The organism is Kosakonia sp. R1.Fl (assembly GCF_023516815.1).
GTDB lineage: Bacteria > Pseudomonadota > Gammaproteobacteria > Enterobacterales > Enterobacteriaceae > Kosakonia.
The window spans coordinates 1,509,474-1,530,246 of record NZ_JAMGSQ010000001.1 but is presented as its reverse complement, the minus strand read 5'-3'; the positions used below and the strand labels follow the sequence as shown (position 1 = coordinate 1,530,246).

Here is a 20,773-nt window from a genome sequence, read left to right as displayed (position 1 = left end):
TTACAATGCCCGCGCAAAAAACATGAGCCCTCGCTGGGGCATTAGCTAAGTTTTAGGATCAATAAAGATCCTAATATTTAGCTAACGCTCTCTGTTAAAGACAAATCCAGGGGATTTACCATGCAACAACGTCGTCCAGTCCGCCGCGCTTTGCTCAGTGTTTCTGACAAGGCCGGTATTGTCGAATTCGCACAGGCGCTCTCTCAGCGTGGCGTAGAACTGCTCTCTACCGGCGGCACCGCGCGTCTGCTGGCGGAAAAAGGTCTGCCAGTGACCGAAGTTTCCGACTACACCGGTTTTCCGGAAATGATGGATGGACGTGTGAAAACCCTGCATCCGAAAGTACACGGCGGCATTCTGGGTCGTCGCGGGCAGGATGACGCAATCATGGCAGAACATGCAATTGCGCCGATCGATATGGTGGTCGTTAACCTTTATCCATTCGCCGAGACCGTCGCGCGTGAAGGTTGCTCACTGGAAGATGCGGTAGAGAATATTGATATTGGCGGTCCGACTATGGTGCGCTCCGCCGCGAAGAACCATAAAGATGTCGCTATCGTTGTAAAGAGCAGCGACTACACCGCCATTATTAATGAAATGGATGCCAACGAAGGTTCACTTCTGCTTGCCACCCGCTTCGACCTGGCGATTAAAGCGTTTGAACACACCGCAGCGTACGACAGCATGATTGCCAACTACTTCGGCAGCCTGGTTCCGGCCTATCACGGCGAAAGCAAAGAACCCGCCGGTCGCTTCCCGCGTACCCTGAATCTGAACTTCATTAAGAAGCAGGATATGCGCTACGGCGAAAACAGCCACCAGCAAGCCGCCTTCTATATAGAAGAAGAGATTAAAGAGGCCTCCGTTGCCACCGCGCAGCAGCTGCAAGGCAAAGCGCTCTCCTATAACAATATTGCCGATACCGATGCAGCGCTGGAGTGCGTGAAAGAGTTCAGCGAACCGGCGTGTGTGATTGTGAAACACGCCAATCCTTGCGGCGTCGCGGTTAGCGGTTCAATTCTGGAGGCTTACGATCGCGCTTATAAAACCGATCCAACCTCCGCATTCGGCGGCATCATCGCTTTTAACCGTGAGCTGGACGCTGAAACCGCCCAGGCGATCATCTCTCGCCAGTTTGTTGAAGTGATCATCGCCCCGTCCGCCAGCGAAGAGGCGCTGAAAATTACCGCCGCTAAGCAGAATGTCCGCGTACTGGTCTGCGGCGAGTGGACGCAGCGTGTTCCGGGACTCGATTTCAAACGCGTCAACGGCGGTCTGCTGGTTCAGGACAGAGATCTCGGCATGGTAAGCGCAAGTGAACTGCGCGTCGTCAGCAAACGCCAACCGACCGAGCAGGAGCTGCGTGATGCGCTGTTCTGCTGGAAAGTGGCGAAATTCGTCAAATCCAACGCCATTGTCTACGCGAAAGAGAACATGACCATCGGCATCGGCGCAGGCCAGATGAGCCGCGTCTACTCGGCGAAAATCGCCGGGATCAAAGCCGGTGATGAAGGGCTGGAAGTGAAAGGTTCCGCCATGGCTTCTGACGCGTTCTTCCCGTTCCGCGACGGCATTGATGCCGCCGCCGCTGTTGGCGTGACCTGCGTTATTCAGCCTGGCGGTTCCATCCGCGATGACGAAGTCATTGCCGCCGCCGACGAACACGGCATTGCGATGATCTTCACCGATATGCGTCACTTCCGCCATTAATCCACGGAGCAGACAATGAAAGTATTAGTAATTGGCAACGGCGGGCGCGAACACGCGCTGGCATGGAAAGCCGCGCAGTCACCGCTGGTTGATACCGTTTTTGTCGCACCGGGTAACGCCGGTACGGCACTGGAACCGACGCTGCAAAACGTCGCGATTGGCGCAACCGACATCCCGGCGTTGCTGAGCTTTGCGCAGAACGAGAAGATCGATCTGACTATCGTTGGCCCGGAAGCACCGCTGGTGATCGGCGTGGTCGACGCGTTTCGCGCGGCCGGTCTGAAAATTTTTGGCCCAACACAGGGTGCCGCGCAGCTGGAAGGCTCCAAAGCCTTCACCAAAGACTTCCTCGCGCGCCACAATATCCCGACCGCTGAATACCAGAATTTTACCGACATTGAGCCTGCACTGACTTACCTGCGTGAGAAAGGCGCGCCTATCGTGATCAAGGCAGATGGTCTGGCGGCGGGCAAAGGCGTGATCGTCGCCATGACGCTCGAAGAAGCCGAAGCAGCGGTTCACGATATGCTGGCAGGCAATGCGTTTGGCGACGCGGGCCACCGCATTGTAATTGAAGAGTTTCTCGATGGCGAAGAAGCCAGCTTTATCGTGATGGTCGACGGCGAACACGTGCTGCCAATGGCCACCAGCCAGGATCACAAACGCGTCGGGGATGGCGATACCGGCCCGAATACCGGCGGTATGGGTGCTTACTCGCCTGCGCCAGTGGTGACGGATGAAGTGCATCAGCGCACCATGGAACGCGTCATATGGCCAACCGTGCGCGGCATGGCGGCAGAAGGCAATACCTACACCGGTTTCCTGTATGCCGGGCTGATGATCGATAAGCAGGGCAACCCGAAAGTTATCGAATTCAACTGCCGCTTTGGCGATCCGGAAACACAGCCAATTATGCTGCGCATGCAGTCTGACCTGGTGGAGCTGTGTCTGGCCGCGTGTGAAGGCAAGCTGGATGAGAAAACCTCAGAGTGGGATAGTCGCGCATCGCTGGGCGTTGTGGTTGCAGCCGGTGGTTATCCGGGCAACTACCGCAATGGCGATGTCATCCACGGTTTACCGCTGGAAGAAGTGGCTGACGGTAAAGTGTTCCACGCAGGCACCAAACTCTCCGCCGACGACCAGGTGCTAACCAACGGCGGGCGCGTGCTGTGCGTTACCGCGCTGGGTAACACCGTCGCCGAAGCGCAGCAGCGCGCGTATGCCTTAATGACCGATATTCACTGGGATGGCAGCTTCAGCCGCCGGGATATTGGTTACCGCGCAATTGCGCGCGAGCAAGGCAAGTAACTCTCGCCCTTTCACCCTCTCTCCACCGGAGAGAGGGTTTTCAGAAATTCTTTTCCGTCGGCTGCCAGCGGCAGAAATCCGCATTCGCCACCAGCAATAGCTGCGCGCCTTCCGGCGCTTCCAGCCATGCGACGCTTACCGCAACCGCAGAGCGGTTCTGACGCTGCTCAATACGGTTTAAGGCGTAATCATCCAGATCGGGTTTCACGGTCTGCCCTTCACAGGTCTGTACCGTATGGTTGGCCTGCCAGCGCCCCTGACGCAGGATCACCCGCCCCTGACGCAGCGCGTCACTGGTCTGGCGGATCTGCTCTGCCCGGTAGCGATACAGCGCGACCTGGTCGCTGGAAAGCTGCTGTTTCTGCCCGTCGACCTCACGCTGCATAAAGCTCAGCTCGCCGCGATCGTCAAAACGGACGCGAATATGCTCCGGCGGTTTACCGTAAACGTTGAGTTCAATGAGAGTTAACGTATCGCCCTGCCAGCGGTATTCGCTAAGCGATGTATTCCCGCGGTGCCACGGGCTAAATGCGGCGAGCAAGTGCGTCTCACCGTCTGAATCTTTACGCCAGATCCGCACTGCGCCCTGATCGCCGGCAAACCCGCTGGCGGTAAAAGGCGGTAAGGAGGAGTCATGGCTACAGGCTGTAAGTAACAGCGCTGCGCCCGCCAACAACAGCGGGCGACGCCAGAATGACAAAAGGGGCGAAACCGCCCCTTCGACAAAACTGTTCACTGCCACGCGGTCTTACTTAACTGCGTCTTTCAGTGCTTTACCAGAAACAAATGCCGGCACGTTAGCTGCGGCGATTTTGATTTCTTTACCGGTCTGCGGGTTGCGGCCAGTACGCTCAGCGCGGTGGTTCACTTTGAAGGTACCGAAACCAACCAGTTGTACCGCATCACCTGCTTTCAGAGACTCAGTAACGGCAGCCAGGGTGGATTCCAGTGCAGCTTTCGCTTGCGCTTTAGACAGATCAGCCTTGTCTGCAATTACATCAATCAGTTGAGTCTTGTTCATAAGTTATCCTTTCAATGTGTTTATCGCTTGCTAAGCATCGAGTGCGACGGAAATGCCTCAAAAGCACTCTCCTGCATACACGCACCGATAGCCACTTATTTTCGCCCCCCAAATGTAGACCAGACGAGGGTATTAAGGGAAGCCTTCAGGCACGACAAAACAGGCGTTAAATCACGTTTTATTGTCTCATTGCTGCAAATTTATACCGATATTGCTCTCGCCGACCTCACGCAGGTCTGCGCGCAGCCCTTTAATCAGCTCAATATCGCGTTCTTCGCAGGCTGCCAGAAGGCGGAAAATCTCCCACTGAATATCCCATTCTTGCTCAACAGCCGGGTTTTCCCGCAGCTCTTCGTCGGTCATTTCACGTCCCTGCTGGGTCATTTCCAGCATCGCAACGGTAGTGATCGACGTTTTACTGACCTCGATAGCATGCTCCAGTGTTTCACCGCTCAGGCGCGAATGAATCAGTTCACTGAGCGCCACGCAGGCATCAATGGCCGGATAAACACCGTACAGATCGTAGTCATCCGCCGCCGGAATCGCCTCTTCCAGTTTCTCCAGCTGGCTGTCGAAGTTCACTTTCGCGTCTTTGACGATCTGCGTTTCCCACACCAGGTCAAGGATCCGCCGGTAAAGCTGCGCATCGCCAAACTCTGTCTGCTGGCAGAACATGGCGTAATTGGGGTACATACGCTCGCACAGGCAAGCCATAAAGACGACGTGCTGCCAGCTTTCCAGCTTTTCCAGACGCAGGTGAATTGGGTTTTGTAACATGATCGTTTCTCAAAATCGGTAATGCGCGGCAGTTTACCTGATATCGCGCTGAATTGCCTGCCAACGCGTAAACGCAGGCCGACCGGATGCCACCGCGTCCGCCCAGCGCGTCGGTTCCGGTAACCGGTAGCCTTTCATGCAACGCTGCACCCACGCGAGCGCGCTATCCTGGCTGACACGATGCCCGGTGGTGACAAACAGCGGGTTACAGCGCGCCTTGCTGCGCCACACCCAGGCGAGCTTCTCACCTTTATCCATCAACGGGGAGAGCGCACCCGGCTCGTCCGCCAGCGGTTCGAACTTGCCACACAGCCGCTTTTTCGCCACGCCGATAGTAGGCACATCAACCAGCAAACCGAAATGGCTGGCAACACCGAGACGGCGCGGATGGGAAATACCGTGGCCATCGACAAACAGCAAATCGGGTTTTTGCGACAGCTGCTCCCACGCCGCCAGCAGCGCCGGGTATTCGCGAAAAGAAAGGAAACCGGGGATATAAGGCATGGTGGTGGCGATACGCGCCACCTGATATTCAATCAACTCCAGCGAAGGCCAGGAGAGCAGCACCATCGCCGCTCGCGTCACTTCTCCACCCTGCTCAAAACCGACATCGGCCCCGCCGATCAATGTGGGCGGATCGTTATCCAGACGATCCTCACGGATCACCGAAGAAGCCAGTTCAAGTTGTTGTGCGCGTAGTGACGCGAGATCCATACTCTCTCCTTACTGATGCCAGGAGGCCGACAGGCGGTGCACCGCCTCGACAAATACTCCTGCATGTTCCGGCGGGACATCCTGATGAATGCCGTGACCGAGGTTAAACACATGACCTTCGCCTTTGCCGAAGCCCGCGAGAATCGTCGCGACCTCTTCTTCAATGCGCGCAGGCGGCGCGTAAAGCATAGACGGGTCCATGTTGCCTTGCAGCGCAACTTTATGACCCACGCGACGGCGTGCATCGGCAATATCGGTTGTCCAGTCGAGGCCCAGCGCATCACAGCCTGTTTCTGCCATCGCTTCCAGCCACTGCCCGCCGCCTTTGGTGAATAACGTCACCGGCACGCGGCGGCCTTCGTTTTCACGCAGCAAGCCATCGACAATTTTATGCATGTAGTAGAGCGAGAATTGTTGATAATCGCGCCCGGTCAGCACACCGCCCCAGGTGTCGAAAATCATCACTGACTGCGCGCCCGCGCGGATCTGCGCGTTGAGGTACAACGTGACGCTCTGTGCCAGCTTATCCAGTAGCGCATGCAGCGTGTGCGGCTCGGCGTACATCATTTTTTTAATCAGGGTAAACGCTTTGCTGCTGCCGCCTTCCACCATATAAGTCGCCAGCGTCCATGGGCTACCGGAAAAACCGATCAGTGGTACTTCGCCTTTTAGCTCACGGCGAATGGTACGCACGGCATTCATTACGTAGCCCAGCTCGTTTTCCGGGTCTGGCACCGGGAGCTTATCAACATCCGCTTTGCAGGTGATGGGCGAGGTAAAACGCGGCCCTTCCCCGGCTTCAAAATAGAGGCCAAGCCCCATCGCATCTGGCACGGTAAGGATGTCGGAGAAAAGAATAGCCGCATCAAGCGGGTAGCGGCGCAGCGGCTGTAAGGTCACTTCGCAGGCCAGCTCGGCGTTTTTGCACAGCGACATAAAATCGCCTGCTTGCGCGCGGGTCGCTTTATATTCCGGTAAATAGCGGCCTGCCTGGCGCATCATCCACACCGGGGTCATATCTACTGGCTGGCGCTGAAGCGCGCGCAGGTAACGATCGTTTTTCAGTTCGGTCATTGTCAGTTCCTCAAGCGTCAGGCCGCCAGTATATACACCTTATTCGTCGTCTGCCCGACACATCGCCACCGTATCCTCGATAAGGCGGCGCGCAACCGTGCCCGGAGGCGGTAACAGCGGCAAATTGTCATAGCGATACCAGCCCGCATCCAGTAGCTCTTTCGGGTCAATGCGGATTTCGCCGCTGTCATATTCCGCCATAAATGCGGTCATCAGCGATTGTGGAAACGGCCACGGTTGCGAGGTGACATAACGCAAATTCTTCACTTTGATGCCGCTCTCTTCCATCACTTCACGCGCCACCGCTTGTTCAAGGGTTTCGCCCACTTCGACGAAACCGGCGAGCACCGTGTAAATACCATTGCGATGGCGCGTATGCTGCGCCAGCAAAATGCTGTCATCACGGCGAATGGCGACAATGATGCAAGGGGCGATTTGCGGGTAATAGCGCTCGCGGCAGTGATCGCACAGCATTGCCCATTCGGTTTTACTGGGGTGCATGGTGTGCCCGCAGTAACCGCAAAACTGGTGTGAACGATAAAATTCCGCCAGTTGCACGCCACGGCCCGCGAGTTGAAAAAGCCCCACATCTTGATCGATGAGCAGGCGTACGGATCCCATATCCTGGCGACGATTCTGGCGGATCATCCATACCGCTTCGCCCTGCCACTCGCCAATGTGAAGCGCGCTCTGCCCCACAAGATCGAAATTTCCTGCCTTGCCGTGTGGTAATTCCCCGCCGGGCATCCATAATTTTTGTTCATGGCTGACGATCCACCAGCCCTGATCGTGTGCTTCAATAATACGTACCATTTGGTGCACTACCTTCGCTTTACTGGCATGTTATTAACATTATTATTACATCGTTTTGATCTTACATATTTGCGGAGCCATTTATGCTAAACCAGTTAGAAAGCCTGACAGAGCGCGTTGGAGGAAGTAACAAACTTGTCGACCATTGGCTGCAAGCACGTAAGCAACTGCTTGTTTCTTATTACAATCTGGTTGGCATTAAACCTGGCAAAGGATCCTACATGCAGCTTAACGAAAAAGCGCTGGACGATTTTTGCCACAACCTGGTGGAATACCTTTCCGCAGGTCACTTCAATATTTATGAACGCATCATTAGCGAATTGGAAGGGAGCAGCCCACTTTTAGCGGCGACGCAGCTTTACCCAATGCTTGAAGCGAATACTGTAGAAATCATGAACTATTACGACTCCAGCCTGGAAAACGCCATTGATGACGATAACTGTCTGGAGTTCCAGCAAGCGCTCTCCGATATCGGCGAAGCGCTGGCCGCCCGCTTTACCCTTGAAGACAAGTTAATCGTGCTGGCCTTTGATAACAACATCAAAGAGAGCGCCAACGACGAAAGCGGTGTCGCGCGACCGGCTTGAGTTCTTAAACATTAACGCGTAATTTAAAAAGCAGTCCCCGTCTTCGGACGGGTTTTTCTTGTCGGAGTGCCTATATTTCCACAACATCATTCGCGATGCGTCGAGACGGCAAGTTCGTGAATCCCCGGGAGCTTACATCAAGTAAGTGACTGTGGTGAGCGAACGCAGCCCACAAAGAGGCAGCGTGAAGAATGAAGGGGAAAAGGCTGAGACCGTTAATTCGGGATCCGCGGAACCTGATCAGGTTAAAACCTGCGAAGGGAACAAGAGTAATCCAATCACATCAACCACCCTCACGGGCGGTTTGCTGCCATTACTCCATCCGTCGTCTGACAAGCCATATCCTTTACATTCTGGAATGAGCTATGTCTGCAAAACTTACACGCCGTGAACAACGCGCCCAGGCGCAACACTTCATCGACACACTGGAAGGTACAGCTTTCCCCAACTCGCGCCGCATCTACATCACCGGTTCGCAACCCGAGATCCGCATTCCGATGCGCGAAATCCAGCTGAGCCCGACGCTTACCGGCGGCACAAAAGAACACCCGCTGTTTGAAGAAAATGAAGCGGTGCCGGTGTACGACACCTCGGGTCCGTATGGCGATCCGGAGATTGCGATTGATGTCCAGCAAGGGCTGGCGAAACTGCGCGCTCCGTGGATTGCCGCCCGTGATGACAGCGAAACACTGGAACAGCGCAGCTCTGTCTATACCAACGAACGGCTGGCCGATGATGGCCTCGACGAACTGCGTTTTAGCGGTTTACTGACGCCGCGCCGCGCGAAACCCGGCCAGCGCGTCACGCAATTGCACTATGCGCGCAAAGGCATCGTCACGCCGGAGATGGAGTTTATCGCCATTCGCGAAAACATGGGCCGCGAGCGCATTCGCAGCGAAGTGTTACGCAGGCAGCACCCGGGCGAAGGTTTTGGCGCACGCCTGCCGGAAAACATCACCCCGGAATTTGTGCGCGATGAAGTCACCGCCGGGCGGGCAATTATCCCGGCCAATATTAACCACCCGGAATCGGAACCGATGATCATTGGCCGCAACTTCCTGGTGAAGGTGAACGCCAATATCGGTAATTCGGCGGTGACTTCCTCGATCGAAGAAGAAGTGGAAAAGCTGGTCTGGTCGACGCGCTGGGGCGCGGACACGGTAATGGATCTATCCACCGGACGTTATATCCACGAAACCCGGGAATGGATCCTGCGTAACAGCCCGGTGCCGATCGGCACAGTGCCGATCTACCAGGCGCTGGAGAAGGTTAATGGGATCGCCGAAGATCTCACCTGGGAAGCGTTTCGTGACACATTGCTGGAACAGGCGGAGCAAGGGGTGGACTATTTCACCATCCACGCGGGCGTGCTGCTACGCTATGTGCCAATGACCGCGCAGCGCCTGACCGGCATTGTCTCGCGCGGTGGCTCGATTATGGCGAAATGGTGCCTCTCCCATCATCAGGAAAACTTCCTCTACACCCATTTTCGCGAGATCTGCGAAATCTGCGCCGCCTATGACGTCTCGCTGTCGCTTGGCGATGGTCTGCGCCCAGGCTCCATTCAGGACGCCAACGACGAAGCGCAGTTTGCCGAGCTACACACGCTTGGCGAACTGACCAAAATCGCCTGGGAGTATGACGTCCAGGTGATGATTGAAGGCCCCGGACATGTGCCGATGCAGATGATCCGCCGCAATATGACCGAAGAACTGGAGCACTGCCACGAAGCGCCGTTCTATACGCTGGGGCCGCTAACCACCGATATCGCGCCGGGCTATGACCATTTCACCTCTGGTATTGGCGCGGCGATGATCGGCTGGTTTGGCTGCGCGATGCTCTGTTATGTCACGCCAAAAGAACACCTTGGCCTGCCGAACAAAGAGGACGTCAAACAGGGGCTGATTACCTACAAAATCGCCGCTCACGCCGCCGATCTGGCCAAAGGTCACCCTGGCGCGCAGATCCGCGACAACGCCATGTCGAAAGCGCGTTTTGAGTTCCGCTGGGAGGATCAATTCAACCTTGCGCTCGACCCGTTTACCGCGCGCGCCTACCACGATGAAACGCTGCCGCAGGAATCCGGCAAAGTGGCGCACTTCTGCTCCATGTGCGGGCCGAAATTCTGTTCGATGAAAATCTCGCAAGAGGTGCGTGACTACGCGGCAACCCAGGCGATTGAAGTCGGTATGGCGGATAAATCCAGCGACTTCCGCGCACGCGGCGGCGAGATCTACCTGAAGAGGGAGGAAGCCTGATGTATCAGCCCGATTTCCCGCCGGTGCCCTTCCGCCTCGGGCTTTACCCGGTGGTTGACAGCGTTGACTGGATTGCCCGTTTACTGGATGCGGGCGTGCGCACGCTGCAACTGCGCATCAAGGATAAACGCGACGAGGACGTTGAAGCGGATGTGGTGGCGGCCATTGCGCTTGGCCGCCGCGTTAACGCACGGCTGTTTATTAACGATTACTGGCGACTGGCGATCAAACACCAGGCTTACGGTGTGCATCTTGGTCAGGAAGATCTGGAAACGACTGATTTAAGCGCCATTCGTGCAGCGGGTTTGCGCCTTGGCGTCTCCACCCATGACGATATGGAAATCGACGTGGCGCTGGCGGCCCGCCCCTCTTACATCGCGCTGGGCCATGTTTTTCCCACGCAAACCAAACAGATGCCTTCTGCGCCGCAGGGGCTGGAACAGCTGGCGCGTCATGTTGCACGGCTGAAAGATTATCCAACTGTTGCTATTGGCGGTATCAGCCTTGCGCGTGCGCCGGATGTGTTGGCAACCGGCGTGGGCAGTATTGCGGTGGTCAGCGCCATCACCCGGGCGGATGACTGGCAACAGGCAACCCAGCAACTATTGCACCTGGCGGGGGTAGGCGATGAATGATCGTGACTTTATGCGCTACAGCCGCCAGATCCTGCTGGAGGATATCGCGGTTACCGGCCAGCAAAAATTGCTCGCCAGCCGGGTATTAATTATCGGCCTCGGCGGTCTTGGCGCACCGGCGGCGGTCTACCTTGCGGGCGCAGGGATCGGCACGCTGGTGCTGGCGGATGACGACGCCGTACACCTGAGCAACTTGCAGCGACAGATTTTATTTACCACCGATGATATCAACCAGCCGAAGACCCAGGTCACCGCGCAGCGCCTGCACAGATTAAACCCGGATATCGAGCTGATTACGCTCCAGCAGCGCTTGAGCGGTGAGGCGTTGCACCAGCACGTTCAGCAGGCCGATGTGGTGCTCGACTGTAGCGACAACATGCTGACACGCCAGGCGATCAACGCCGCCTGCGTGGCGGTGGAGACACCGCTTATCACCGCCAGCGCGGTGGGTTTTGGCGGCCAGTTGATGGTGCTGACACCGCCCTGGCAGCAGGGCTGCTACCGCTGTTTATGGCCGGACGACAGCGAGCCAGAACGCAACTGCCGCACCGCCGGCATTGTTGGCCCGGTGGTCGGCATTATGGGCGCCATGCAAGCGCTGGAAGCCATCAAATTGTTGAACGGCCTGCACACCACCAGCGGTGAGCTGCGCCTGTTCGACGCGCGCACCAATCTTTGGCGCACGCTGGCGCTGCACGCTTCCCGCCAGTGCCCGGTTTGTGGAGGGCGACATGCAGATACGCTTCAATGACGAGTCGATGAACTGCGTCGCCGGGCTTTCCGTCGCCACCCTGCTTGAGCAACTCAATCAGCTCAAACCTGGTGTTGCGCTGGCCGTTAATCAACAGATCCTGCCGCGCGAGCAGTGGGAAAACCATCTTGTGCAGGACGGCGATCACATCCTGCTGTTTCAGGTTATCGCAGGGGGCTGAGATGTTACGTATTGCAGAAAAAGAGTTCACTTCACGGCTGTTTACCGGCACCGGCAAGTTCGCCACGCCGCAACTGATGGTCGAGGCGATTCAGGCGTCGGGCAGCGAACTGGTGACGCTGGCGATGAAGCGCGTCGACCTGCGCCAGCGCACCGATATGCTGTTGCAACCCTTGCTGGATGCGGGCGTGACGTTGCTGCCTAATACCTCCGGGGCGAAAAACGCCGAAGAGGCCATTTTCGCCGCCCAACTGGCTCGGGAAGCACTCGGCACGCACTGGCTAAAACTGGAAATTCACCCGGACGCCCGCTGGTTGCTGCCCGATCCGATTGAAACCTTGCGCGCGGCGGAAAAGCTGGTGCAGATGGGTTTTGTGGTTCTGCCCTATTGCGGTGCCGATCCGGTGCTATGCAAACGGCTTGAAGAGGTAGGCTGCGCGGCGGTCATGCCGCTGGGCGCGCCAATCGGTTCCAACCAGGGGCTGGAAACCCGCGCCATGCTGGAGATTATTATTGAGCAGGCGAATGTGCCGGTGGTGGTCGATGCCGGGATCGGCGCGCCCAGCCACGCGGCGCAGGCGCTGGAGATGGGGGCTGACGCGGTGCTGGTTAATACCGCGATCGCGGTCGCCGACGACCCGGTCAACATGGCGCGCGCCTTTCGCCTGGCGGTCGAAGCCGGAACACTGGCCCGCCAGGCCGTACCAGGTGCCCGCCAGCGTTACGCGCAGGCCACCAGCCCGCTCACCGGTTTTCTGGAGGAAACATTATGAGCACCTTCACTGACCGCTGGCGGCAACTGGACTGGGACGATATCCGCCTGCGCATCCACAGTAAAACCGCCGCCGATGTCGAACGCGCACTCAATGCCCGGCAACTGACGCGCGACGATATGATGGCGCTGCTCTCCCCCGCCGCCGCCGGTTTTCTTGAACCAATGGCACAGCAAGCGCAGCGGCTCACGCGCCAGCGTTTTGGCAACACCGTCAGTTTTTATGTTCCGCTTTATCTCTCTAACCTTTGCGCCAATGACTGCACCTATTGCGGGTTTTCGATGAGTAATCACCTGAAGCGCAAAACGCTGGATGAGCAGGAGATTGCGCGTGAATGCGCGGCCATACGCGAACTGGGGTTTGAGCATCTGTTGCTGGTCACCGGAGAACATCAGGGCAAAGTCGGGATGGACTATTTTCGCCGCCATATGCCGGCGATCCGCCGCCAGTTCGCCTCGTTGCAAATGGAAGTGCAGCCGCTCTCCGAAGCGGATTACGCCGAGCTGAAAACCCTTGGTCTTGATGGCGTCATGGTCTACCAGGAGACGTACCACGAAGGCCAGTACGCGCGTCACCATCTGCGTGGTAAAAAACAGGACTTCTTCTGGCGGCTGGAGACGCCGGACAGGCTGGGCCGTGCGGGTATCGACAAGATTGGACTCGGCGCGTTAATGGGCCTGTCCGACAGCTGGCGGGTGGATTGCTATATGGTTGCCGAACATTTGCTGTGGCTACAACAGCGCTACTGGAAAAGCCGTTATTCCATCTCCTTCCCCCGCCTGCGCCCTTGCGCAGGCGGCGTGGAACCGGCATCGGTGATGGATGAACGGCAACTGGTGCAAACCATTTGCGCGTTTCGCCTGCTGGCACCGGACACGGAGCTGTCGCTATCCACGCGCGAGTCACCGCACTTTCGCGATCACGTGATTCCGCTGGCCATCAATAACGTAAGCGCGTTTTCCAAAACGCAGCCGGGCGGCTATGCCGATAATCACCCGGAGCTGGAGCAATTCTCGCCCCATGATGGACGCCGCCCGCAGGAGGTTGCCGACGCGCTGATCACCCGTGGGCTGCAACCGGTGTGGAAAGACTGGGATAGCTGGCTGGGACGCTCGCCGCAAAAAAGCCGCAACGCGCAAATAACGGGTTAACACGTTTTCGGCCTGTTACGTAAAAACAAAATCGGGCGATGGCGGCTTGTCGCCCGAACCTTCATGCTTGCGCTGTCAGGTCATGAGACTGACCGGAGCGGGCGCTCTTCCTCTCTTCCGCTCCGCCTTACTCACTTCAGGTACGCTATCTCTCGCGCAGCCCCTATACTGATACCTGTTCCTCTCTTGCATGTTCAAGGACAAGAAAATGCATATCAAACAACTTTCATTTACAAGACCAATTCTGATGAGCCTTTCCGGGATCCTCCTCAGTTTTGTGATAATCGCGCTCATGATTATCGCCGGTATGCGTAAAGAGACGCTGGAGGAGTACCACGATGTGAATCGCAATTTCGCGCATAACCTGGCGGTGAATTATACCCAGTCGATCCTGCGCGAAAACGACTATATTCTTAATCGCGCCACTGCGTTCTTTGCCCATGATAATCAGTTAGACGCCACCGTAACCGGCGATCGGGACAAGGGGCTTAAGTTACTGATGCAGTTGCTGGCGCTGATGCCGTCGGTGTCGTCGATTTCTCTCGCCGATTCGCGCGGCGTTTATCTGCGCGCGCCGCAGGTGATGGGCAGCGGTGAGAGTTTCAATGCCAGTACGCGTCCGTGGTTTATGCACCAGGCGGAAGCCAGCATGTTTAATCACTATACCCGTACCTATATGGATTTTTTTACCCATAACCCGACAGTCAGCATCTATAAACCGGTGATAGCGCCAGACGGTAAATTAAAAGGAACGCTGGCTTTTCACCTTGATCTGGCCTCCATGGGTTTCACCCTGCGCACCATGCAACCTCCGATGCCTGGCGAGTTCTTCGTTATCGACGGCGAAGGCAAAGCGATGCTGCACCCGGACACTGGCGCGCTATTCAAGACACTTGTCAGCCCGGCAATGCTCGCAGCAATGACCAGTGCTGAAGGCGCGCTTTTTGATGAAAAAAATGCGTGCTGGTATTACTACTACGCCTTCACCAACCCGGAGTGGTTTGTGATCTATAAAGTGTCCGCCAGCACACTGGATAAACGCGTTCGCCATCAGATTCAGCTTGTCGGTTGGGGGTTCACCACGGCGGCAGTGTTTATCATTCTGTTTGGCCTCTATTTACGCCACAGCTCGCGCACGGTGCTGATCAACATTATTGATGCAATAAAAACCGGTGATGTAACCCGCGCCCCACGGCTCGAAGCGATGCTGAGCAAAGCGATTGAAAGCAGTAAAGAGCGGGAACAAACGTGGGTGCGACAGGCAACCATGGATGCGCTGACCAATTGTAAGAATCGCCGCGCCTTTGATGCCGATATTGCCGCGCTGATGAACGATCATCAGCCGTTTGCGCTGGCTCTGGTGGACATCGATAATTTTAAATCCATTAACGATACCTGGGGCCATTTGAATGGCGACATCGTGCTGCGCAACGTGGCGCGCGAAGGTATCCAGATCCTGCAGCCGCAGGGGATTTCGCTCTATCGCTACGGTGGCGAAGAGTTCGCGGTGATTTTCCCGCATGCACATATTGATAACGCGCTGACGCTGCTGGAGCAGTGGCGAGTGAAAGTGGAGAACCGCACCTGGCGCGAGAAAGCGCTGTCGGTCACTTTTAGCGCCGGTTTGGGTGAGTGGAACATGGAACCGCTGAACCAACTAGTCGCCCGTGTGGATGAGGCCCTTTATACAGCGAAGCAGCAAGGTAAGAATCGGATTCTACTGGTGAATCACCTGTAACCAGTCGACGCTTCGCAAGGTTGCAACCGGTTTCATGTTATGCAGGGATTCTTTGTGATGCCCTACACACAATCGCGGTAAAGCGGTTGTTGAACCCAACAGCGCGGGATAATTATCACCTATCCCATCAACACCGAGGCTGACTATGAAAAACATCGTTTTATGCTGTGCAGCGGGTATGTCCACCAGCATGTTGGTGCAACGCATGAAAGACGCGGCGCAGAAAAAAGGCGTCGAGGTCACTATCAAAGCGGTTCCTGTTGCGGATTTTAAAGATGAGATTGCAACAGCGGATATCGTGTTGCTGGGGCCGCAGGTGAAATACGAACAGGCAAAATTGCAGGCGCAGGCGGAACCGCTGGGCAAGAAAGTGGCGGTGATCGATATGATGGATTACGGCATGATGAAAGGCGATGTCGTTCTGGAAAAAGCCCTTAAGCTACTGGAGTGAATGCGTGGAAGATTTAGAAACCATCATTATGGAATTGTTGGTTAACGCGGGCGCGGCGCGTAGCCAGGCATTAACCGCGTTACAGATGGCGCGTAAAGGCGACTTTGCTGAAGCAGAAAAAGCGATGGAAGAGTCGCGCGAATTCGTTAAAGCCGCGCATAAAATTCAAACCCAGCTTATCGGGCTCGATGAAGGCACCGGTAAGCTGCCGGTGAATTTGATCACCGTTCATTCGCAGGATCACCTGATGAACGCGATGGTGATTCAGGATCTGGCAACCGATATGATCGAGCTTTACCGCCGCATACCGCCGCGTGATTAAGACATCGCTTTCATACGATTACTATGCCCGCTCTGGCGGGCTTTTTTTCGTGCAGCGAAAAGTCGTGACGTGTGTTTTCCCCATGTAATTGCGTAATTGCACAACGTGTCATTCGGGATGGTGCAGAGAAATGCCGCTGTCCGGCGCCTATACAACCCGTCCTGCAACGCGATCGCGGTCTTAAAACCTGAATTTCAGGCATAAAAAAACCCGCCGAAGCGGGTTTTTTAGTACGCGAAACGATTACTCGTTGTCGGAACCACCCAGACCTGCGTTCAGCAGTTCTGCCAGGCTCGCGGACGCATCTTCCGCAGTCACCTGCGGTGCTGCCGGCAGTTCGCCAGCGGCGCGACGGCGCATACGATCCTGGTGGTACGCATAACCGGTACCAGCCGGGATCAAACGACCCACGATGACGTTCTCTTTCAGACCGCGCAGTTCGTCGCGTTTGCCCGCAACGGCTGCTTCGGTAAGCACACGAGTGGTCTCCTGGAACGATGCCGCGGAGATGAAGGACTCGGTTGCCAGAGACGCTTTGGTGATACCCAGCAGATCGCGTGCATAGGTTGCACCGATTTTGCCTGCTGCTTCCAGATCGCGGTTAGCGATCTTGACGCGAGAGTATTCAACCTGCTCACCTTCCAGGAAGTCGGAGCTTCCTGCGTTAACGATGGTGGCTTTACGCAGCATCTGACGAACGATAACTTCGATGTGCTTATCGTTGATCTTAACGCCCTGCAGACGGTAAACGTCCTGTACTTCGTTGGTGATATAACGCGTTACCGCGTGTACGCCACGAAGACGCAGAATGTCGTGCGGTGCTTCCGGACCGTCGGAAACCACGTCACCACGTTCTACACGTTCACCTTCAAACACGTTGAGCTGACGCCATTTCGGAATCATCTCTTCGTACGGCTCGCTACCGTCAACCGGCGTGATCACCAGACGGCGTTTTCCTTTGGTTTCTTTACCGAAGGAAATAATGCCGCTGATTTCAGCCAGGATTGCCGGCTCTTTCGGACGACGTGCTTCGAACAGATCCGCAACGCGCGGCAGACCACCGGTGATGTCCTTGGTACCGCTGGATTCCTGCGGAATACGCGCCAGAGCATCACCCGCACCGATCTGGATGCCATCTTCCAGCTGGACAATCGCTTTACCCGGCAGGAAGTACTGTGCAGGCATATCGGTGCCTGGGATCAGTACGTCGTTGCCATTGGCGTCAACGATTTTCAGTGCTGGACGCAGGTCTTTACCGCCAGAGGTACGCTCTGCGGAGTCCAGAACCACCAGCGAAGACAGACCGGTCAGTTCGTCGGTCTGACGAGTAATCGTCTGGCCGTCGATCATATCAGTGAAGCGGATGAAACCAGCCACTTCAGTGATAACTGGCATGGTGTGCGGATCCCAGTTTGCAACGGTTTCACCGCCGGCAACCTGCTCGCCATCACCCTTCGCCATCACCGCACCGTAAGGCACTTTATAGCTTTCTTTGGTACGACCGAATTCGTCGATCAGTTTCAGCTCAGTGTTACGCGAGGTAATAACCAGTTTACCGCTGGAGTTAACAACCGACTTCGCATTGCTAAGACGGATGCTACCTTTGTTTTTCACCTGAATGCTGGATTCAGCAGCCGCACGAGATGCCGCACCACCGATGTGGAACGTACGCATCGTCAGCTGTGTACCCGGCTCACCGATAGACTGTGCCGCGATAACGCCGATAGCTTCACCTTTGTTGATGATGTGGCCACGCGCCAGGTCACGACCGTAGCAGTGCGCACATACACCAAAGTCGGTGTCACAGGATACAACGGAACGTACCTTCACGGAGTCAACAGAGTTCGCTTCCAGCAGATCACACCAGTGTTCGTGCAGCAGTGTGTTGCGCGGAACCAGAATATCTGCGGTACCCGGCTTCAGAATGTCTTCTGCAGTTACACGACCCAGAACGCGATCGCGCAGCGGCTCTTTAACATCGCCACCTTCGATAACCGGCGTCATGGTGATGCCTTCCAGCGTGCCACAATCGTCTTCGGTTACGACCAGATCCTGCGCCACGTCAACCAGACGACGGGTCAGGTAACCGGAGTTCGCGGTTTTCAGTGCGGTATCCGCCAGACCTTTACGCGCACCGTGCGTGGAGATGAAGTACTGGAGTACGTTCAGACCTTCACGGAAGTTCGCGGTGATCGGCGTTTCGATGATGGAGCCATCCGGCTTCGCCATCAGACCACGCATACCAGCAAGCTGACGAATCTGGGCTGCAGAACCACGCGCACCGGAGTCGGCCATCATGTAGATGCTGTTAAAGGAAACCTGCTGCTCTTCAACGCCGTCACGGTTAATAACGGTTTCGGTTTGCAGGTTATCCATCATCGCTTTGGATACGCGATCGTTCGCCGCGGCCCAAATATCGATAACTTTGTTGTAACGTTCGCCAGCGGTTACCAGGCCAGACTGGAACTGCTCCTGAATCTCAGCGACTTCTGCTTCCGCTTCGCTGATGATTTCGTGTTTCTTCTCCGGGATGACCATGTCATCAATGCCAACGGATGCACCTGAACGCGCTGCATAAGCAAAGCCGGTGTACATCGTCTGGTCCGCGAAGATAACGGTTGGTTTCAGGCCCAGAATGCGGTAACACGTGTTCAGCATTTTGGAGATAGCTTTCTTGCCCAGCGCCTGGTTGACGATGGAGAAAGGCAGACCTTTCGGAACGATCATCCACAGAATCGCACGGCCAACGGTCGTGTCTTTCAGGCTGGTTTTCGCTACGAATTCGCCGTTAGCGTCTTTTTCATATTCAGTGATACGCACTTTAACGCGCGCATGCAGAGAGGCCAGGCCAGCGCGGTAAATACGCTCAGCTTCTTTCGGGCCAGTCAGCACCATGCCTTCGCCTTTGGCGTTAACACAGTCACGGGTCATGTAGTACAGACCCAATACAACGTCCTGAGACGGAACGATGATAGGTTCGCCGTTCGCCGGAGACAGAATGTTGTTGGTGGACATCATCAGCGCACGCGCTTCCAGCTGGGCTTCCAGCGTCAGCGGTACGTGAACAGCCATCTGGTCACCATCGAAGTCGGCGTTATATGCCGCACAAACCAGCGGGTGCAGCTGGATAGCTTTACCTTCGATCAGTACCGGTTCAAACGCCTGGATACCCAGACGGTGCAGTGTTGGTGCACGGTTCAGCAGTACCGGGTGTTCGCGGATAACTTCGTCCAGGATATCCCAGACGACAGCTTCTTCGCGTTCAACCATTTTCTTCGCGGCTTTAATGGTGGTGGCGAGGCCACGCAGTTCCAGCTTGCCGTAGATGAACGGTTTGAACAGCTCCAGTGCCATTTTCTTCGGCAGACCGCACTGATGCAGACGCAGGTATGGACCTACGGTGATAACAGAACGACCGGAGTAGTCAACACGCTTACCGAGCAGGTTCTGACGGAAACGACCCTGTTTACCTTTGATCATATCGGCCAAAGATTTCAGCGGACGTTTGTTGGAACCGGTGATCGCACGACCGCGACGGCCGTTATCCAGCAGGGCGTCAACCGCTTCCTGCAGCATACGTTTTTCGTTGCGTACGATGATATCCGGCGCCGCCAGATCCAGCAGGCGTTTCAGACGGTTGTTACGGTTGATCACGCGACGGTACAGATCGTTCAGATCCGACGTTGCGAAACGACCACCGTCCAGCGGAACCAGCGGACGCAGATCCGGCGGCAGCACTGGCAGAACAGTCAGGATCATCCACTCCGGTTTGTTACCAGACTGTACGAACGCTTCCAGCAGTTTGATACGCTTGGTCAGCTTCTTACGTTTGGTTTCGGAGTTGGTTTCGTTCAGCTCTTCGCGCAGCTGTTCGCACTCTTGCTCCAGATCCATGCTTTTCAGCAGGGCCTGAATAGCTTCGGCGCCCATTTTCGCGTCGAATTCGTCACCGAACTCTTCCAGCGCATCCAGGTACTGTTCTTCGGTCAGGATCTGGTTACGTTCCAGATTGGTCATACCGCCTTCGATAACCACATAGGATTCGAAGTACAGAACACGTTCGATATCGCGCAGCGGCATATCCAGCAGCAGGCCGATACGGGACGGCAGAGATTTCAGGAACCAAATGTGGGCGGTCGGAGACGCCAGCTCAATGTGGCCCATGCGCTCACGACGCACTTTTGTCTGGGTCACTTCAACGCCGCACTTCTCACAGATCACACCACGGTGTTTCAGGCGCTTGTACTTACCGCACAGGCACTCGTAATCTTTTACTGGCCCGAAAATACGCGCACAGAAAAGGCCGTCACGCTCAGGTTTGAACGTACGGTAGTTGATGGTTTCCGGCTTCTTAACTTCACCAAAAGACCATGAACGGATCATGTCTGGCGATGCCAGAGCAATTTTGATCGCATCAAACTCTTCGGTTTTAGTTTGCGCTTTCAGAAACTTTAATAAGTCTTTCACGGATTTGCTCCCGTCGGAGTTAGCACAATCTGGTGCCGGGGAT

At 56.0% G+C, this 20,773-nt stretch carries 19 protein-coding genes; 12 read left to right on the top strand and 7 right to left on the bottom strand.

Going from position 1 to position 20,773, the window contains the following annotated elements; translation table 11 throughout:
* The first annotated feature begins 120 nt into the window (after positions 1-120).
* Both purH and purD read left to right on the top strand, forming a co-directional pair.
* The gene (gene purH / locus M8Q36_RS07255; protein ID WP_045514719.1) at positions 121-1,710 is read left to right on the top strand and encodes a bifunctional phosphoribosylaminoimidazolecarboxamide formyltransferase/IMP cyclohydrolase; all 1,590 of its coding nucleotides are present in this window, start codon (positions 121-123) and stop codon (positions 1,708-1,710) included.
* Between the two features lie 15 nt (positions 1,711-1,725).
* Entirely contained in the window at positions 1,726-3,018 is a 1,293-nt protein-coding gene (purD, locus tag M8Q36_RS07250; protein ID WP_249880446.1) for a phosphoribosylamine--glycine ligase, read from the top strand.
* A gap of 40 nt (positions 3,019-3,058) precedes the next feature.
* Here purD and M8Q36_RS07245 read toward each other — a convergent pair whose 3' ends face one another.
* From M8Q36_RS07245 to nudC, 6 genes are all read right to left on the bottom strand, one after another.
* Positions 3,059-3,754, bottom strand: a complete 696-nt coding sequence (locus M8Q36_RS07245) for a DUF1481 domain-containing protein (protein ID WP_249882728.1) — start codon at positions 3,752-3,754, stop codon at positions 3,059-3,061.
* A 12-nt stretch (positions 3,755-3,766) separates the two neighbouring features.
* A complete protein-coding gene (gene hupA, locus M8Q36_RS07240) occupies positions 3,767-4,039 on the bottom strand; it encodes a nucleoid-associated protein HU-alpha (RefSeq protein ID WP_017460010.1) in 273 nt (90 codons plus the stop codon).
* Positions 4,040-4,225: 186 nt separating this feature from the next.
* Positions 4,226-4,816, bottom strand: a complete 591-nt coding sequence (locus tag M8Q36_RS07235; RefSeq protein WP_020456071.1) for a YjaG family protein — start codon at positions 4,814-4,816, stop codon at positions 4,226-4,228.
* 33 nt (positions 4,817-4,849) lie between these two features.
* Positions 4,850-5,530: a deoxyribonuclease V gene (gene nfi / locus M8Q36_RS07230; protein ID WP_249880445.1), complete on the bottom strand. Its 681-nt coding sequence runs from the start codon at positions 5,528-5,530 to the stop codon at positions 4,850-4,852.
* 9 nt (positions 5,531-5,539) lie between these two features.
* Positions 5,540-6,604 (bottom strand): uroporphyrinogen decarboxylase, encoded by a 1,065-nt coding sequence (hemE, locus tag M8Q36_RS07225; protein WP_086868583.1) that lies wholly within the window; start codon positions 6,602-6,604, stop codon positions 5,540-5,542.
* Positions 6,605-6,643: 39 nt separating this feature from the next.
* Positions 6,644-7,417, bottom strand: coding sequence for an NAD(+) diphosphatase (gene nudC / locus M8Q36_RS07220; RefSeq protein ID WP_045514593.1), 774 nt, complete (start codon positions 7,415-7,417; stop codon positions 6,644-6,646).
* Between the two features lie 83 nt (positions 7,418-7,500).
* On the opposite strand from nudC, the gene M8Q36_RS07215 reads away from it, so the two are divergent.
* The 10 genes from M8Q36_RS07215 (at position 7,501) to M8Q36_RS07170 (ending at position 16,263) form a co-directional block, all read left to right on the top strand.
* A complete protein-coding gene (locus M8Q36_RS07215; protein ID WP_020456067.1) occupies positions 7,501-8,004 on the top strand; it encodes an Rsd/AlgQ family anti-sigma factor in 504 nt (167 codons plus the stop codon).
* Between the two features lie 365 nt (positions 8,005-8,369).
* The gene (gene thiC, locus M8Q36_RS07210) at positions 8,370-10,262 is read left to right on the top strand and encodes a phosphomethylpyrimidine synthase ThiC (protein ID WP_249880444.1); all 1,893 of its coding nucleotides are present in this window, start codon (positions 8,370-8,372) and stop codon (positions 10,260-10,262) included.
* Positions 10,262-10,897, top strand: coding sequence for a thiamine phosphate synthase (gene thiE, locus M8Q36_RS07205; RefSeq protein WP_249880443.1), 636 nt, complete (start codon positions 10,262-10,264; stop codon positions 10,895-10,897). The genes thiC and thiE overlap by 1 nt, the downstream gene beginning before the upstream one ends.
* Positions 10,890-11,648 carry a HesA/MoeB/ThiF family protein gene (locus M8Q36_RS07200; protein ID WP_249880442.1) on the top strand — a complete coding sequence of 253 codons (759 nt, stop codon included), beginning with the start codon at positions 10,890-10,892 and terminating at the stop codon, positions 11,646-11,648. The genes thiE and M8Q36_RS07200 overlap by 8 nt, the downstream gene beginning before the upstream one ends.
* Positions 11,629-11,829, top strand: coding sequence for a sulfur carrier protein ThiS (thiS, locus tag M8Q36_RS07195; protein WP_017460019.1), 201 nt, complete (start codon positions 11,629-11,631; stop codon positions 11,827-11,829). The genes M8Q36_RS07200 and thiS overlap by 20 nt, the downstream gene beginning before the upstream one ends.
* Position 11,830: 1 nt before the next feature.
* Positions 11,831-12,601 (top strand): thiazole synthase, encoded by a 771-nt coding sequence (gene thiG, locus M8Q36_RS07190; protein ID WP_249880441.1) that lies wholly within the window; start codon positions 11,831-11,833, stop codon positions 12,599-12,601.
* A complete protein-coding gene (gene thiH, locus M8Q36_RS07185; RefSeq protein WP_249880440.1) occupies positions 12,598-13,752 on the top strand; it encodes a 2-iminoacetate synthase ThiH in 1,155 nt (384 codons plus the stop codon). Before thiG ends, thiH begins: the two co-directional genes overlap by 4 nt.
* Before the next feature lie 208 nt (positions 13,753-13,960).
* Positions 13,961-15,490, top strand: a complete 1,530-nt coding sequence (locus M8Q36_RS07180) for a sensor domain-containing diguanylate cyclase (RefSeq protein ID WP_249880439.1) — start codon at positions 13,961-13,963, stop codon at positions 15,488-15,490.
* Between the two features lie 145 nt (positions 15,491-15,635).
* Entirely contained in the window at positions 15,636-15,941 is a 306-nt protein-coding gene (locus tag M8Q36_RS07175; protein WP_023479403.1) for a PTS sugar transporter subunit IIB, read from the top strand.
* A gap of 4 nt (positions 15,942-15,945) precedes the next feature.
* A complete protein-coding gene (locus tag M8Q36_RS07170; RefSeq protein WP_017460024.1) occupies positions 15,946-16,263 on the top strand; it encodes a PTS lactose/cellobiose transporter subunit IIA in 318 nt (105 codons plus the stop codon).
* A gap of 243 nt (positions 16,264-16,506) precedes the next feature.
* On the opposite strand, the gene rpoC is transcribed toward M8Q36_RS07170, so the two are convergent.
* Positions 16,507-20,730, bottom strand: a complete 4,224-nt coding sequence (rpoC, locus tag M8Q36_RS07165) for a DNA-directed RNA polymerase subunit beta' (RefSeq protein ID WP_200553599.1) — start codon at positions 20,728-20,730, stop codon at positions 16,507-16,509.
* Positions 20,731-20,773 lie beyond the last annotated feature (43 nt).